This window comes from Streptomyces sp. AF1A, assembly GCF_047340315.1.
Classification (GTDB): domain Bacteria; phylum Actinomycetota; class Actinomycetes; order Streptomycetales; family Streptomycetaceae; genus Streptomyces.
Window position 1 is genome coordinate 23,879 of sequence record NZ_JBLEBI010000050.1, and the last position, 14,740, is coordinate 38,618.

Below are 14,740 nucleotides of genomic sequence, written 5' to 3' on the forward strand. Positions count from 1 at the left end.
CTCACCACTCCGCGAACGACCCGTCGGCGTGCCGCCACACGGGGTTGCGCCAGGCGTGTCCGCCGCGGTCGGCGGCGCGCACGGCCGTCTCGTCGATGGTGACGCCGAGGCCGGGGGCGTCGCTGCGGCGGGCGTGGCCGTCGACGAACCGGAACGGTTCGGGGTCGGTGACGTAGGACAGCAGGTCGGCGTCCTTGTTGTAGTGGATGCCGCGGCTCTGCTCCTGGATCAGGAAGTTGGGGGTGGCGAAGGCGATCTGGAGGCTGGCCGCCAGGGCGATGGGGCCGAGGGGGCAGTGCGGGGCGAGCTGGGCGCCGAAGGTGTCGGCGAGGGAGGCGATCCGGTGCACTTCGGAGATGCCGCCCGCGTGGGAGAGGTCGGGCTGGACGACGGCGATCCCCGCGGTGAGGGCGGACACGAACTCGCCGCGGCCGTAGAGGCGTTCGCCGGTGGCCAGGGGCACCGTGCTCGCGGTGACGAGGCCGGGCAGCTGGTGGTGGTGCTCGGGCAGGACCGGCTCCTCCACGAACAGCGGGTGCAGAGGGGCGAGTTCGGCGAGGACCCGGCGGGCGCCGGCGGCGGTGAAGCGGCCGTGGAAGTCGACCGCCACGTCCCGGCCGGGGCCGAGCACCTCGCGGGCGGCCGCCACCCTCCGTACGACGGCTGCCGTCTCGGCCGCGGTGGTGATCGGCGAGGTGGCTCCGGCGGCGTTCATCTTCACCGCCGTGAAACCGGCCTCGACCTGGGCGGTTATCTGGTCGGCCAGCTCGGCGGGCTCGTCGCCGCCGACCCAGGCGTAGACCCGGACGCGTTCGCGCACGGGGCCGCCCAGCAGGGCGTGCACCGGAGCGCCGTAGGTCTTGCCGGCGATGTCCCACAGGGCCTGGTCGAGGCCGGCGACCGCGCTGGACAGCACGGGGCCGCCCCGGTAGAAGCCGCCCTTGGTGAGCACCTGCCAGTGGTCCTGGATGCGCAGCGGGTCCTGGCCGACCAGCTGTTCGGCCAGGACGTCGACGGCGGCGCGGACCACCTCGGCGCGTCCCTCGACGACGGGTTCGCCCCAGCCGACCACGCCGTCGTCGGTCTCGATCCGGCAGAACAGCCAGCGCGGTGGAACCAGGAAAGTCTCGATGCGGGCGATCTTCACTTGCCGCCGGTGCCTTTCGTGTCGTCGGGGCCGTCGATCCGGTCCAGGTCGCGTCCGGCCTGCTCGAGCAGGGCGTGCATGGCGGCCTCGGCGGCCCGCGGGTCGCGGTCGCGTACGGCGTCCAGTACGGCGCGGTGGGCCGGGACCGGGTCCTCGCTGTGCGGGGAGCTGTGGACCAGGCGGTCGCGGTGGGCGAGGCCGGACTCGATGACCATCTCCATGCGCTCCAGCAGCTCGTTGTGGGTGGCGGCGAGCAGCGCGCGGTGGAAGGCGAGATCGGACTCGACGGCGTGGCCGGGGTCCACGTCGTGCTCTCCCATGGCCGCGAGGGCGGCGTCCAGGGCGGCGAGGTCGGCGTCGGTGCGGCGCTCGGCGGCCAGGCGGACCGCGGCGGGCTCGATGATGGAGCGCACCTCGGCCAGGTTGCGCAGCAGTGCCCGGTCGGTCTCGCCGGCCCCGCCGCCCTCGAACTGCCAGCGCAGCACGTCCGCGTCGAGCAGGTTCCAGTCGGCACGCGCCCGGACGAAGGTGCCGCGCTTCTGGCGGGCGTCGACCATGCCCTTGGCGGCCAGTACCTTCAGGGACTCGCGCAGGGCGGTGAGGCTGACGTCCAGTTCGCTCTGCAACGCGACCAGGTCGAGCGTGGCCCCCTCGGGGATCTCGCCGCTCAGGATGCGGCGGGCCAGCGCCTCCACGGTCTGACCGTGCACGCCGCGACGGGCGTAGGGCGTCATGTCGTACAGCCTTTCTCCTCGGATGTGCACAAGGCGCACGCGTACGGATCGGATGCGCGCGGCTTCCATGGGACCACGGCGGTGATCACGCGGACGCCTTGACGACGCTCCAGCCTCCGTCGACGACGAGGTGCGAGCCGGTGATGAAGGACGCCTCCTCGGCACTGAGGAAGGCGATGGCCGCGGCTACCTCGGCGGGGGTGCCGAAGCGGCGGACCGCGGTCCCGGCGACGCTACGCTCGCGCTCCTTTGGCGGTACCCGGTCCCAGGCCGCCGTGAGCACCGGTCCCGGCAGGACGGCGTTGACGCGCACCTCGGGCCCGTACTCGACCGCGAGCTGGCCGCACAGGGAGAGCAGCGCGCCCTTGGAGGCGGCGTACGCGGGGTGGCCGGGGATGCCGGCGTGGGCGTGGACGGACGAGGTGAGCACCACCGCGCCACCGCCGGAGCGCAGGTCGGGCAGGGCCGCCCGGAAGCCGAGGAAGGCGGCGGTGAGGTTCACGGACAGCTGTCGCTGCCAGGAGTCGAGGGACATCTCGTGGGCCGGGGTCACGTCGACGGTGTAGGCGTTGCTGACCAGTACGTCCACCGGCCCGTAGGCATGGGCGGCGGTGACGATCCGCTGCCAGTCCTGCTCCGCCGAGACGTCGGCGGGCACGAACCGGGCCAGGCCGCCGTCCTCGGTGATGCGCTCGGCGACGGCCTCGCCGCGCTCCTCGGCGATGTCGGCCAGGATCACGGCGGCGCCCTCCTGGGCGAGGCGTTCGGCGGTGGCGGCGCCGATGCCGGAGGCGGCTCCGGTGATCACGGCGGTGCGGCCGGTGAACCGGGCGCCGTGCCGTCGTGCGGGATCCATGGGGCTGGGGCTCCTTCTGGTCTCGGGTTGCCTTCGATGGCTGCTGGGGTGCGGCGGTGCGTGGGGGAGGCTAGTGGCGCGTCAGCACCACCAGTTCGGCGTCGTGGTCGGCGGTCCATGCGAAGGGCAGGCCGTAGTGGAGCAGATGGGCGCCGCTGTAGGTGGTCGCGGTCGCGGTGTCGGTGTAGGTGGCGGCCGGTTCGAGGCCGCGCAGCCGGATGCGGGCGGGGCGGCCGGGCACGAGCGGTGCGCCGTCGAGGCGGCCGGTGCTGAAGGCGGCGACGACCGTGCGGCGCCCGTCCCGCGCGTCGTACTGGACGGCGCAGGTCGCGTCCTGCGGAGTGCCGAGCAGGCGGGCCTCGCCGTGGTGGACGACGTCGCGCACCTGCTTGTACCGGGTGATCCACCCGGCGGCCTCGGCGCGCTGCTCGGGTGCCCAGGCGCGCAGGTCGGCGCCGATACCGAGGACGCCGCACATCGCGGTGACGAAGCGGAAGGCGAGGCTGCGCGGGCGGGGGTCGAACACGCCGGGGGCGTCGGTGACCCACGAGCTCATCACGTGCGGTGCGTGGGCGTGCAGGAAGCCGTACTGGATGGCCAGCCGGTCCAGGGGGGCGGTGTTGTCGCTGGGCCAGACGACGTCGGTGCGCGCCAGGGTCGCGTGGTCGACGCGGCCGCCGCCGCCGGCGCAGCCCTCGACGGTGACGTGGGGGTGCGCGGCGCGCAGGTGGTCCAGGACGCGGAGGTAGCCGTGGACGTGCTCGGCGTCGAGGTCGAGACGGTCCGCGGGGCCGGCGCCGGGGCGGCCGCGCTCGGTCGGCGGGCGGTTCATGTCCCACTTCAGGTAGCCGATGTCGTGGCCGGTCAGCAGCCGGTCGAGGGTGGCGAGGACGAAGTCCTGCACGTCCGTGCGGCCGAGGTCCAGCAGGAGCTGGTTGCGGATGCGGCGGGACGGGCGGCCGTCGATCCGGTAGACCCACTCCGGGTGTTCGGCGTGCAGGCGGCTGCCGGGGCTGACGGCCTCCGGTTCGATCCAGAGCCCGAAGTCCAGTCCGAGGGCGCGCACGTCGCCGACGAACCGGCCGAAGCCCTGCGGGAATGCCGCCGGGTCCGGGTACCAGTCGCCCAGTCCCCCGGTGTCGTCGGCGCGGCCGGTGAACCACCCGTCGTCCACCACGAACAGCTCGGCGCCGATGTCCGCGGCCGCCCTGGCCAGTTCCAGCTGGCTCGCGGCGTCGACGTCGAAGCCGGTGGCCTCCCAGGAGTTGTAGAGGACCTTGCGGGTGCGGTGCAGGCGCTCGCCGGCGAGGCGGCGCTCGTAGCGGTGCCAGACGCGGGACAGCCCGTCGAGGCCGTCCGGGCTGAAGGCGCAGGCCAGGCGCGGGGTGGTCAGGGTGTCGCCGGGAGCCAGGTGCACCGCGCCCTCGTGCGGTACGCGTCCGGCGCGCACGCGTACGGCTCCGCCGGGCTCGGCGTGCGCGGTGATGTGCCAGTTGCCGGGCCACTCCAGGGCGATGCCGTACGCGGGGGCGTCGTGCGGTGCCGTGGCGTCCTGGACGGCGAGCCAGGGCGCGTACGCGTGGCCGGGCGCGCCCTGGGTGCTGCCCATGGCGAAGGTGCCCCGGGTCAGGTCGAGTTGGGTGTGCTGGAACTCCTGGGACCACTGGCCGGTCAGGTAGGTGAGCCGGGCCGCGGTGGCGACCGGGACGGTCACGGCGGCCGAGTCCAGCCGCTCCAGGCGCAGTTCCTCCTCGCCCGTGCAGGTCAGCTCGGTCCAGCGGTGCAGGACGTCGGTGCCCGGCACGGTGGCGTAGCACAGGGTGGTACGCAGGCCCAGGACGGCGTCGGTGAAGGTGAGCCGGAGGGTGCCGGGGTCCTGCTGTGCCCCCTCGAAGGCCCACCACGCGCCTCGTTCGGCGCCGGGCCGTGCGGCGACGAGGTCGGCGCCGGTGAAGGGACGCAGTCCCTGGGGCAGGTATTCCGCGGGGGCCGCGTCGGCGGGCGTGATGAAGTGGGTGCGGTGGGACCAGTCCAGGGCGGAGGGTCCGTGTTCCGCGCCGTGCGGTCCCCATGCCTCGAGTTCCGCCCAGGGGCCGTCCGCGGAGAGCCGGACGGTGTAGCTGGTGGTGTCGGTGCGCAGGGTCCAGCGCCGGTGCGGGGTCACTTCACCGCTCCGAGGTTCAGGCCGGCCACGAAGTGGCGCTGGAAGCGCAGGAAGACGGCCACGGTGGGGGCGGCGGCGATGAGGGATCCGGCGGCGATCACGTTCCACTGGGACACGTACTGTCCCTGGAGTCCGATGAGGGCGGCCGTGATGGGCATCTTGGTGTCGCTGCGCAGCACGGTGATGGCCCACAGCAGGTCGTTGAAGATCCAGGTGAAGGACAGTGCGCTGAGCGCGGCGAGGGCGGGCCGGGTGAGCGGGAGGATGATGCGCCAGAAGACCGTCCAGGGGCCCGCGCCGTCCACGACCGCCGCCTGCTGGATCTCGGCGGGGATCGCGCGCATGAAGCCGTGCAGCACGAAGACGTAGAAGCCGACGCCGAAGCCGATCTGCACGCCGACCAGGGCGGGCAGGGTGTCGTAGACGCCCATCATCTCGCTCAGCTTGGACACCGGGATGAGCAGGATCTGCGGTGGCAGCAGGTTGCCGCCGAGCATGAGCAGCAGCAGCGAGCGGCGAAAGGGCATCTCGTAGCGGCTGAGGGCGAACGCCGCCATGGCCGCGAGCGTGAGCGTCAGCAGGACGCAGGGGACGGTGACGATCAGGCTGTTGATCAGGGCGCGTTGCTGTCCGCCGTCGACCCAGGCCTGCGCGAAGTTTCCCAGGGTGAAGGAGTGAGGCCGGCTGCCCAGGCCGTGGGCGGCGACGTCGTTGAAGGAGCGCAGGCTCGTCACGAGGACCAGGAGGATGGGCAGCAGCCACAGGACGGCCAGGGCTCCGGCGCCCAGGTGGAAGCCGGCGGTGGCGGCCCGTCGGCGGCGCAGCGCACGGGCGGACGTGGGCGGGTGCGCGGCGGACATCAGTCGGCCTCCCGGAAGGCCCGGACCAGGTAGGAAGCGATGACTCCGAAGGCCAGCAGGAAGATGACGACGGCCAGGGCGGAGCCGTATCCCAGGCGCAGGGACTGGAACGCGGTGGAGTACATGTAGGTGCTCAGCAGTTCCGAGGAGTGGTAGGGCCCGCCGCGGGTCAGCGACCAGACCACGTCGAAGGAGCGCAGCGAGTCGATGATGATGACGGACAGCACGACGGCGTTGACGCTGCGCAGCTGAGGCAGCGTCACATGGCGGAAGCGCTGCCAGGCTCCGGCGCCGTCGACCCTGGCCGCCTCGTACAGTGCGGGGTCGATGCCCTTCAGGCCGGCGAGGTAGAGAACCATCACGTAGCCGATCTGCCGCCACAGCGCGGGGACGATGACCGCGTACAGGGCGGTGTCCTGGTCGGCGAGCCAGGCGTGGCGCAGGCTGTCCAGACCGACCGAGTCCAGGAGGCGGTTGAGCACGCCGTCCGGCTGGTAGATGGCCTGCCAGACCAGGGCGGTGGCGACGAGGGAGAAGACGACGGGCAGGAACAGGGCCGCGCGGTAGAAGCCGACGCCCCGGCGCTCCTGCTGGAGCAGCAGCGCGGCGGCCAGGCCCAGCAGGGCGGACAGGCCGCCGAAGAGCAGCAGCCACAGCACGGTGTGGCCGACGGCGCTGCGGAAGACGTCGTCTCCCGCCATCTCACGGAAGTTGCCGAGGCCCACGAACTTCGGCGCGGAGACCCCGTCCCAGCTGGTCAGGGACAGGTAGAAGCCCTGCAGCGCGGGCCAGAAGACCCACAGGGCCTCGGCGAGCAGGGGGACGAGCACGAAGGCGAGGACCAGGGGAGGGGTGCGCCGGGGGCCCCGGGCCCGGCCGCCTCGCGGCGGCGCCGGGACCGGGGACGTGCGGTGCGGTGCGGTCAGGACGGCCATGTCAGGCGTTCCAGATCTTCTGGGCGTCGCGCTGCCAGTCGGTGAGGATGCTGCCGATGTCCTTCGGCTTGGCGATGAACTTCGTGAGTGCGGTGTCGGCGGTGGGCTGGAGGGCGTCGCTGGAGTCGCGGTTGAAGAACTGGGTGATCTCGGCCGCCTGCTCGATGTGCCGCCGCCCCTTGTTCACCAGCGGCGTGCCGGCGTCCTTGGCGTCGGGGTTGCAGGGCAGGACGGTGCCGGAGGAGCCCTTGATGTAGATCTCCTGGGCTTCGGCGGTGGCGAGGTAGCGCAACAGGTCGAAGACCTGGTCGCGACGTCCGGTGCGGGCGCTGGCGAAGTAGCCGTCGGTCGGGGCCTCTTCGGCGAGCGGGATTTTGGGATCGATGACGGGGAAGCGGAAGAAGTCGATGTCGTCGAGGGCGCTCTTGGGGGCGGCGTCGGCGAAGAAGGTGCCGATGAGCATCATGCCGGTGCGGCCGTTGAGCAGGGCGGTCGTGGCGTCCTGGAAGGCCACCGCGGTGCCGTTGGGGTCGAAGTACGGCAGCACCTCCTGCCAGCGGTCGAAGACCTTGCGCACCTCGGGATCGTCGAAGCGGTGCTTGCCGGCGAGGAGTTGGCGGTGGTAGGCGGCGCCGTTGACGCGGATGTCGAGGTAGTCGAACCAGGCCGAGGCCACCCATGCCGTGCCGCCGCCCGCGCCGAGCCCGATGGGGGCCACCCCCTTGGTCTTGAGCTTGTCGCACAGGTCGAGGAACTCGTCCCAGGTGGTGGGCGCGCTGACGCCCCACTTGGCGAAGTTCGACTTCCGGTAGAACATGCCCCACCAGTAGTAGGTGGTGGGCACGAAGACCTTCTTGCCGGAACTGGCGGTGCACAGGCGGTTCAGCGCCTTCGTGTAGCGCTTGAGGTCCGCCGAGGAGTTCCAGACGTCGTCGAGGTCGAGGAGCAGGTTCTTCCTGGCGTAGGCGTCCGCCACCGAGCCGGGGTACCAGGTGTACACGTCCGGCGGGTTGGCGGAGGTCAGGTACGTCGGCAGCTGGGTGCGGAAGGTCTCGGCGGCCACCGTGTTCAGGGCGGCGCGCCCGTGTCCCTTCTTGCCGTAGGCGGCGACGAGGTCCTCCATCGCGGCCTTGGCCTGCGGCGCGGACAGGTTGGACTGGAGGGTGAGCGGGCCCTTGGAGGAGGTCTTCGCGGAGGAGGTCGAGGTGACGCAACTGCTGAGCAGTGCGGTCGCCCCGGCGGCTCCGAGTCCGGCCAGGAAGCGGCGGCGGTCGGGCAGGTGGTTCGTCATGGAGGGCTCCCTGCGGCTCCGAGCGGCGGGGACGGGCCCCCCTTGTGGCCGGTCCCCGCTCGCGCGGATCCAGAGTCGCGTGGCGATCTCGCCACGTCAAGATTAATTACTAATTTATTTGAACTGAGTGGTGTGCACGTAGCCGTCGACGCCGCGGTACACCGCGTCGACCGAGCCGTCCGGGCCGGCGACCGCACCGAGCGCGCCGTCGAAGGCCGCGCTGGGGAACTCCTGCCGCTTGGTCCAGCCGTGCCAGGCGCCGCCGTCGTACCGCTGCTGCCACAACGTGTAGTCGGCCGCCCGCGCGTACAGCACGACGGAGCCGCCCACGGCGACGAGCGTCGGGCTGCCGCTCACTGTGCCGCCCAGCGAGGTCCACCCGGACCACTGCCCCGACGCGTCCCGCGCGATGGTCCACACGTCGTCCGCGGCGGTGCGCACGGCGACGTGGACGCGCCCGCCGGCGTCGACGGCCGCGGACGGCCTGCCGTACACGGGCCGGCCGGCGGGCGTGCCGAGCGAGGACCAGCCCGACGACGGGCCGCGCTGCGCGACGCGCCCTTCGGCATCGCGGGCGACGAGCGTCCAGTGCGCGGGGTCGGAGAAGGCCACGGCCGGTGCGTCGGTCAACCGGCCGCCCAGGTCCTGCCAGTCGCTCCAGCGCCCGCCGGCGAAGACCCTGCGGTAGGCGTGGTTGTCGGTGCCGCGGACGAAGACGTCGATCCGGCCGCCTGCGGAGGCGTAGGCGGCCGGCTGGCCCAGGATCCGGCCCCCGACCGGGCCCGCGAGGTCCCGGGTCCGCGCCGGACGGCTGCGGTCCGCCGTGTGCTGGACGAGTGTCCCGCCCGCCCCGCGGTAGAAGGTGGTCAGCGTGTCGCCGTCCCGCACCACGGCCGGGCTCGCCGAGGTCTTCCGCCCCAGGCTCGTGCCGGGCAGCGCGTCCCGGCCGGTGAGCTCGAGGAAGGCGGTGCCGTGGGCGGGGACCTCGACGGTGTACGAACCGGTGTGCGTGCCGCGGTCGGCGCGCCCCCGCAGGTCCCGCACCGCGACGGGTCCGCCGAGGGCGACGTCGGCGAAGTTCACGGTGCGCTCGGCCGGCCGGTCCGAGCGGTTGAGCAGGACGACGGCGCGCCGGCCGCGACCGGAGAGCACCTTGCTGTAGACGTCGCCGACGGAGTCCGTGGCGACGCGGACCCCCTGGGTCCCGAGCGGGTCCTGGTCGACGGAGATGATCTCCGGGTTGCTCAGCGTGGCGATCATCGACGGGGACAGGGTCCGGGGGTCGGAGCCCAGGACGAGCGGGGAGGCCATCTCGGCCCACATCACGAACTGGGTGGTGGACTCCTCCTGGGTCAGCTCCGGCGAGCCGTCGGCCATGCTGCGCATGGGGATGAGGTAGTCGGGGTCGTTGTAGTGGCCCGGTCCCTGCGCCTCGGGGTGCCAGGCGTTGGCGTCCATGTTGCGCAGGATGTTGGGCCACTCCCCCGGGCTCGGGGTGCCCCAGGCGATGTCCGTGCCGGTGCGCCACGAGTCCGCGATCGTCGGCGCGTAGACGTAGGTGTTGTGCGCGTCCTGCTCGGGCGTGTGGGGCAGGCCCCAGTCGTCGGTGAGCGGGTTGCACAGGTTGAGCAGCATCCTGCGGCCCGACTTGGCGACGGCGTCGCTGAACTCCTTGAAGGCGGGCCCCGGATCGAGCCCGGCGCCGATGCCGCACAGGAAGTCGACCTTGATCGCGTCGATCTTCCAGTCGGCGAACTGCCGCGCGTCCTCGGCGTAGTGGCCGCGGCTGCCGAGCCCGCAGCTCCTGCCCCCGTCGTAGGTGCCGGCGTCGGTGTAGATGCCGGCCCGCAGGCCGCGCTTGTGCAGATAGGAGACCAGGGCCGGGATGCCGGACGGGAACCGGTCCGGGTTGGCCACCAACCGCCCTTGCGCGTCGCGGGGGTTGTCGGCCTGCCAGCCGCCGTCGAGCCAGACGATGTCGTAACCGCTGTCGCGCAGACCGCTGCTGACCAGCGTGTCGGCGACCGCGCGCACCTCCTTCTCGGTGGGGGCGCCGAGTCCGTAGTACGTGTTCCAGCCCATGTAGGGCGTGGGGGCGAGTCCGCTGTCGTAGGAGGTGGGCGCTCCTTGGTCCGCGGTGCCGGCGGCGGTGGCCGCCGGTACCGCGGAGGCGGTCAGCACCACCGAGATCGCGGCGGCGAGCGCCAGGCGGGTGGTCCTGGCGCGCCCGGATGGGCGTGCGGGCAAGCGTGAAGTCACGTGCGGCTCCTGGGAGTCGGGAAGCAGGAGAGGCACCGTCGGAGCCGGGGAGGAGGCGGCGTCCGCGCCCGCAGCGGGCGGTGGTGTCACGGCGAAGACTGTGGCCCGCGACCGGAGACCTGTCAATATTAATTACTAATTTAGTAGCAGGCGGTCGTATGCCAGAGGTGTGCGACTGCGCATCCGGGCCCGGCCGCGCCGCCGCTCAGCCGGTCAGGTGCCGTTGCAGCCAGTCGGCGGCCGCCCGCCGGAAGAGACGGCGGTTGTCGGCACGGAGGAACTCGTGTCCCTCGTCGCGCAGCGTGAGCAGTTCGGCCCGCACGCCGCGTTCGCGTGCCGCCCGCACGAACTGCTCCGACTCCCCCGGCGGCACATTGGTGTCGTGCTCGCCGTGCACGGCGAGCACCGGCGCGCGCAGCGCGTCGATACGGCTCATCGGTGACAGGGCGTGCAGGAGTTCGCGGTCGTTCACCGGGTGCCCGTACTTGTTGGCCGCGGACTGGGCGATCCAGGGTTCGGTGCCCTCGAAGAACGTCGCGAAGTCGGACATGCCGCACACCGCCACGCCGGTGCGGAAGAGGTCCGGGTGCCACACCAGGGAGGCGAACGTCAGATAGCCGCCGTACGAGCGGCCCATGACCGCCAGCCGGGACGGATCGGCCGGGCCCGCAAGCACCGCGTGGGCGGCGCAGTCGGCCACGTCCTGGATCGCGGCGAACCGGCCCCTCCCCAGGTCCGCGTCGACGAACGAGCGGCCGTAACCGGACGATCCGCGCACGTCGGGCGCGAAGACGTCCAGTCCGCGCCCCAGGATCTCGTGGTAGAGGGGGTTGAGGACGGGGCGCTCCTGGTCCTCGGGGCCGCCGTGCAGATGGATGACGCAGGGTGCCGGCTCGCTGGGGCCGCGTCCGGGGGCGCGGTAGTACCAGCCGTTCAGCGCCAGCCCGTCCCGTGCGGTCGGACGGAGGTGGACCGGTCGTACCGGCGGGCGGCCCGGGGGAACGGCGTCCTCGTCCCGTGACGACCAGGGGGTGCGTACCGAGGCCACGCCCTCGGCGGGCAGCCACCAGATGCCGGGGCGGCGCCGGGACCCGGACAGGGCCAGCAGCAGCCGGGGCCCGGCGTCCGCGATGCGGGTGACGACCTCGTGGGGCAGGGGCACGGCGCGGGCCGGACCGGTGGCGGCCCCGGCCGCACCGGACGGGTCCGTGCCGAGGACCTCCACCTCGCTGATGCCGCGCACATTCCAGGCCAGCACGGCGGCGCTGCCGTCATGGACGCATCGCAGCAGCTCCAGGTCGCAGTCCTCGCGCGACGCCCCGACGGACCAGGCGCGCGGCCGGCCCTCCGGGTCGAGCTCGGCGGCGAGCAGGACCGCGAACTCCCGGTGCGCGTTGCTGCGCAGCCAGAGGGTGTCCGCGCGGGGCGAGAAACGGCCGATCCACGGGTCGCCGTCGGCCACCGGCACCACGCAGGTCGTCACGTGGTCGCCGGTGCGCAGCACGACCGCCTCGCGCCGCCCGCGGGGTCCCCGGCGCAGCAGCGCCAGTGCGCCGTCACGGCTGAGATCGCACACGCGCAGTGCCGCGGCGTCCTTCTCGGCGGCGAGCAGGGCGGGGGCGGCGACGCCGTCGGGGTCGATCAGATAGGCCGACAGTCCGTCGCCGAAGCCGGCCGCCGGGGCGGTGTGCCTGTCCCCCGGGACGGCGATCGGCTCCGTGCCCACGGCGATGGGGGGTGACGACGGTGCCGGCCCGGGGCCGGTGTGGGGCGCGGCACCTAGGATTTCCGCGCCTGCCGTCCGGCGCTCCCAGTGGTCCGGCGCCCGACCGGCCGGGCCGGGCTCCCCTGTGCCGTCCAGGACGGGGGGTGCGGTGGGGACCGCGACGGTGACCGCGATCGCCGATCCGTCGTGCGCCCAGCAGCCCAGGTGGGCGGAGCTGCCCGGTTCGGCCCCGGCCAGGACGCGCCGATCGGTGCCGTCGGGGCGCACACACAGCACCCGCGTGTGCTCACCGCCGCCGGGGGCCGCGGTGTACGCGATCCAGCGGCCGTCGGGCGACCAGGACACCTCCCGCACGGGGTCCGGTCCGTCGTCGAGGAGCCGCACCGCGTCGCCGTCGACGGGACCGGCCCAGAGCTGGGGCACACCGCCGCGGTCGCAGATGAAGGCGACCTGTGCACCGGCCGGGTCGGGCGAGGGGTACCAACAGCCGTGCGCGATGAGCCGCGTCGTCGCCTCGCGCGGCCCGGAGGAGTCCGGCACCGTCTCGCGGGCGGGCGCGGCGAAGGCCGGGCCGCGGCCCGCCGGGGCCGGCACGGATTCGGCGCTGCGCGTCGGGTCCGTGGCGGAGGGCCGCTCGGCAGCGGCCCTGTCCGTGTCGAGCATCGCCTCCGTGAGGGGCTCCCCGGTCAGATTCCGTGCGTCTGCAGCCATATCTCCAGCAAAGCCACTTGCCACAGCGCGTTGGCTCCGCGCCTGGTGCGGTGTCGGTCGGGGGCCGCCAGCAGTTCGGCGACGTACGAGTCCTGGAAGAGTCCGCGCCGCTTCGCCTCCGGGGCGCCGAGCGCCTCGCGCACCCTGTCCAGGACGGGGCCGGCCATGTGGGTGATCGCCGGGACCGGGAAGTAGCCCTTGGGGCGGTCCACCACCTGGTGGGGCAGCAGTTTGCGGCCGGCCTCCTTCAGGACGCCCTTGCCGCCGTCGGCCAGCTTCAGCTCGGGCGGGCAGGCGGCCGCCAGCTCCACCAGCTCGTGGTCGAGGAACGGCACCCGGGCCTCCAGGCCCCAGTCCATGGTCATGTTGTCGACCCGCTTGACCGGATCGTCCACCAGCATGACGTGCGTGTCGAGCCGCAGGGCGGCGTCCAGCGCGGTCTCGGCCCCCGGCACGGCCATGTGCTCGCGCACGAACCGGCCCGAGACGTCCTCCTGCGGGACCATGTGCGGTTGCAGCATCGCGGCGAGGTCGGCGTGCGGCCGGTCGACGTACGTCTCGGCGTACCGCTGCGGTTCCTCCTCCCGGGCCGCGCAGGCCAGCCGCGGGTACCAGTGGTAGCCGGCGAACACCTCGTCGGCGCCCTGGCCGCTCTGGACGACCTTCAGGTCTTTGGCCACCTGCTCCGACAGCAGATGGAAGGCGACCACGTCGTGGCTCATCATCGGCTCGCTCATCGCCGCGACCGCCGCGTCCAGGGCCGTCGAGACCCGCTCCGAGGGGACGACCAGCCGATGATGGTCGGTGCCGAACTCCCTGGCGATCAGGTCGGAGTACCGGAACTCGTCCCCCTCGTCGCCGCCTTCCGGCGCGAAGCCCACGCTGAACGTGGCCAGGTCCCGCTGTCCCTCGTCGGCCAGCAGCGCCACGATCAGGCTGGAGTCCAGCCCGCCGGAGAGCAGGACACCGACCGGCACGTCGGCGACCATCCGCCGGCGCACGGCGGTGCGCAACGCGTCCAGCACGGCGTCCCGCCACTCGGCCGGGCTCATGCCGGCGTGCTCCGGGCGGCGCGTGTACGACGGCTGCCAGTAGCAGTGCTCCTCGTGGGTGCCGTCCGGCTCGACGATCCGCACGGTGGCCGGGGGGAGCTTGCGCACCCCGGCCAGGACCGTGCGGGGCGCGGCCACGGTCGCATGCCAGCTGAGGTACTGGTGCACGGCGGCCGGGTCCAGCGAGGTGTCGATGCCGCCGCCCGCGAGCAGCGCGGGGAGCGACGAGGCGAACCGCAGGCGCCCCGGGCTCTGCGCCAGGTACAGGGGCTTGATGCCGAGCCGGTCGCGGCCCAGGATCAGCCGGCCGGTCCGGTGCTCGGCGACGGCGAAGGCGAACATGCCGTGGAAGTGGTCGACGCAGTCGGTACCCCAGCGGCGGTACGCCTCGAGAACGACCTCCGTGTCGGAGGTGGACCGGAACCGGTGTCCGAGGGCCTGGAGTTCCGCACGCAGTTCCTTGTAGTTGTAGATGCACCCGTTGAAGACGCCGGTGAGTTCCTGGTGGGCGTCCGTCATCGGCTGGGCCCCGCGCTCGGAGAGGTCGATGATCTTCAGCCGGCGGTGCCCCAGTGCCACGGCGTCCCGCGACCAGATCCCGTGGCCGTCGGGGCCGCGGGCGGCGAGCCGTGCACTCATGCGCTCGACGGCCGCCAGGTCGGGCCGCGTGCCGTCGAACCGCATCTCTCCGCTCAGGCCGCACATCCGGAACCACCTCCCCACTGCGCGTACGGGGTGCGCTGGCTGGGCGGTGGGGAGGGGGGCGCGGTCCCCGTCGGTATGTGGTATGGGCTGGTCGACACGGTGATGGTTCTCCTTCGTGACGCGCGTGTACGAGAGGGACCGGAAACGTGCAGGACGCCTCCGCGCGGCTCAGCGGCCGGTGATGCCTGCCGGGTGCCACCCGGAAGCGCCCGCGGCGGGCCGCCCCGAAGAGGCGACGTGCCGGGCTGGGCCGACGCCCGGCCGGGGGCGGGGACGGTCCTCGCCCCGGGTGTCGGCGAT

10 protein-coding genes are annotated in these 14,740 nt (G+C 73.2%); all 10 read right to left on the reverse strand.

The window, feature by feature from the left end:
• Window position 1: 1 nt before the first annotated feature.
• The 10 genes from dgoD to ACLU3S_RS16605 all read right to left on the reverse strand — a co-directional run bounded on the left by dgoD (window position 2) and on the right by ACLU3S_RS16605 (window position 14,440).
• The gene (gene dgoD / locus ACLU3S_RS16560) at window positions 2-1,147 is read right to left on the reverse strand and encodes a galactonate dehydratase (protein WP_413952623.1); all 1,146 of its coding nucleotides are present in this window, start codon (window positions 1,145-1,147) and stop codon (window positions 2-4) included.
• Entirely contained in the window at window positions 1,144-1,881 is a 738-nt protein-coding gene (locus ACLU3S_RS16565; RefSeq protein ID WP_413952624.1) for a FadR/GntR family transcriptional regulator, read from the reverse strand. The genes dgoD and ACLU3S_RS16565 overlap by 4 nt, the downstream gene beginning before the upstream one ends.
• 85 nt (window positions 1,882-1,966) lie before the next feature.
• Window positions 1,967-2,737 (reverse strand): SDR family NAD(P)-dependent oxidoreductase, encoded by a 771-nt coding sequence (locus tag ACLU3S_RS16570; RefSeq protein WP_413952625.1) that lies wholly within the window; start codon window positions 2,735-2,737, stop codon window positions 1,967-1,969.
• Window positions 2,738-2,807: 70 nt separating this feature from the next.
• Window positions 2,808-4,901 carry an alpha-galactosidase gene (locus ACLU3S_RS16575; RefSeq protein ID WP_413952626.1) on the reverse strand — a complete coding sequence of 698 codons (2,094 nt, stop codon included), beginning with the start codon at window positions 4,899-4,901 and terminating at the stop codon, window positions 2,808-2,810.
• Window positions 4,898-5,761, reverse strand: a complete 864-nt coding sequence (locus ACLU3S_RS16580; RefSeq protein WP_413952627.1) for a carbohydrate ABC transporter permease — start codon at window positions 5,759-5,761, stop codon at window positions 4,898-4,900. Before ACLU3S_RS16580 ends, ACLU3S_RS16575 begins: the two co-directional genes overlap by 4 nt.
• Window positions 5,761-6,696: a carbohydrate ABC transporter permease gene (locus tag ACLU3S_RS16585; protein ID WP_413952628.1), complete on the reverse strand. Its 936-nt coding sequence runs from the start codon at window positions 6,694-6,696 to the stop codon at window positions 5,761-5,763. The genes ACLU3S_RS16580 and ACLU3S_RS16585 overlap by 1 nt, the downstream gene beginning before the upstream one ends.
• Window position 6,697: 1 nt before the next feature.
• Complete coding sequence (locus ACLU3S_RS16590) at window positions 6,698-7,987, reverse strand: ABC transporter substrate-binding protein (protein WP_413952629.1); 1,290 nt, start codon at window positions 7,985-7,987, stop codon at window positions 6,698-6,700.
• Between the two features lie 114 nt (window positions 7,988-8,101).
• On the reverse strand, window positions 8,102-10,246 hold the full coding sequence (locus ACLU3S_RS16595; protein WP_413952630.1) for a glycoside hydrolase family 27 protein: 2,145 nt from the start codon (window positions 10,244-10,246) through the stop codon (window positions 8,102-8,104).
• Between the two features lie 205 nt (window positions 10,247-10,451).
• Entirely contained in the window at window positions 10,452-12,683 is a 2,232-nt protein-coding gene (locus tag ACLU3S_RS16600) for a S9 family peptidase (protein WP_413952631.1), read from the reverse strand.
• Complete coding sequence (locus tag ACLU3S_RS16605; protein ID WP_413952632.1) at window positions 12,659-14,440, reverse strand: N-acetylglutaminylglutamine amidotransferase; 1,782 nt, start codon at window positions 14,438-14,440, stop codon at window positions 12,659-12,661. Before ACLU3S_RS16605 ends, ACLU3S_RS16600 begins: the two co-directional genes overlap by 25 nt.
• Between the last annotated feature and the right edge of the window lie 300 nt (window positions 14,441-14,740).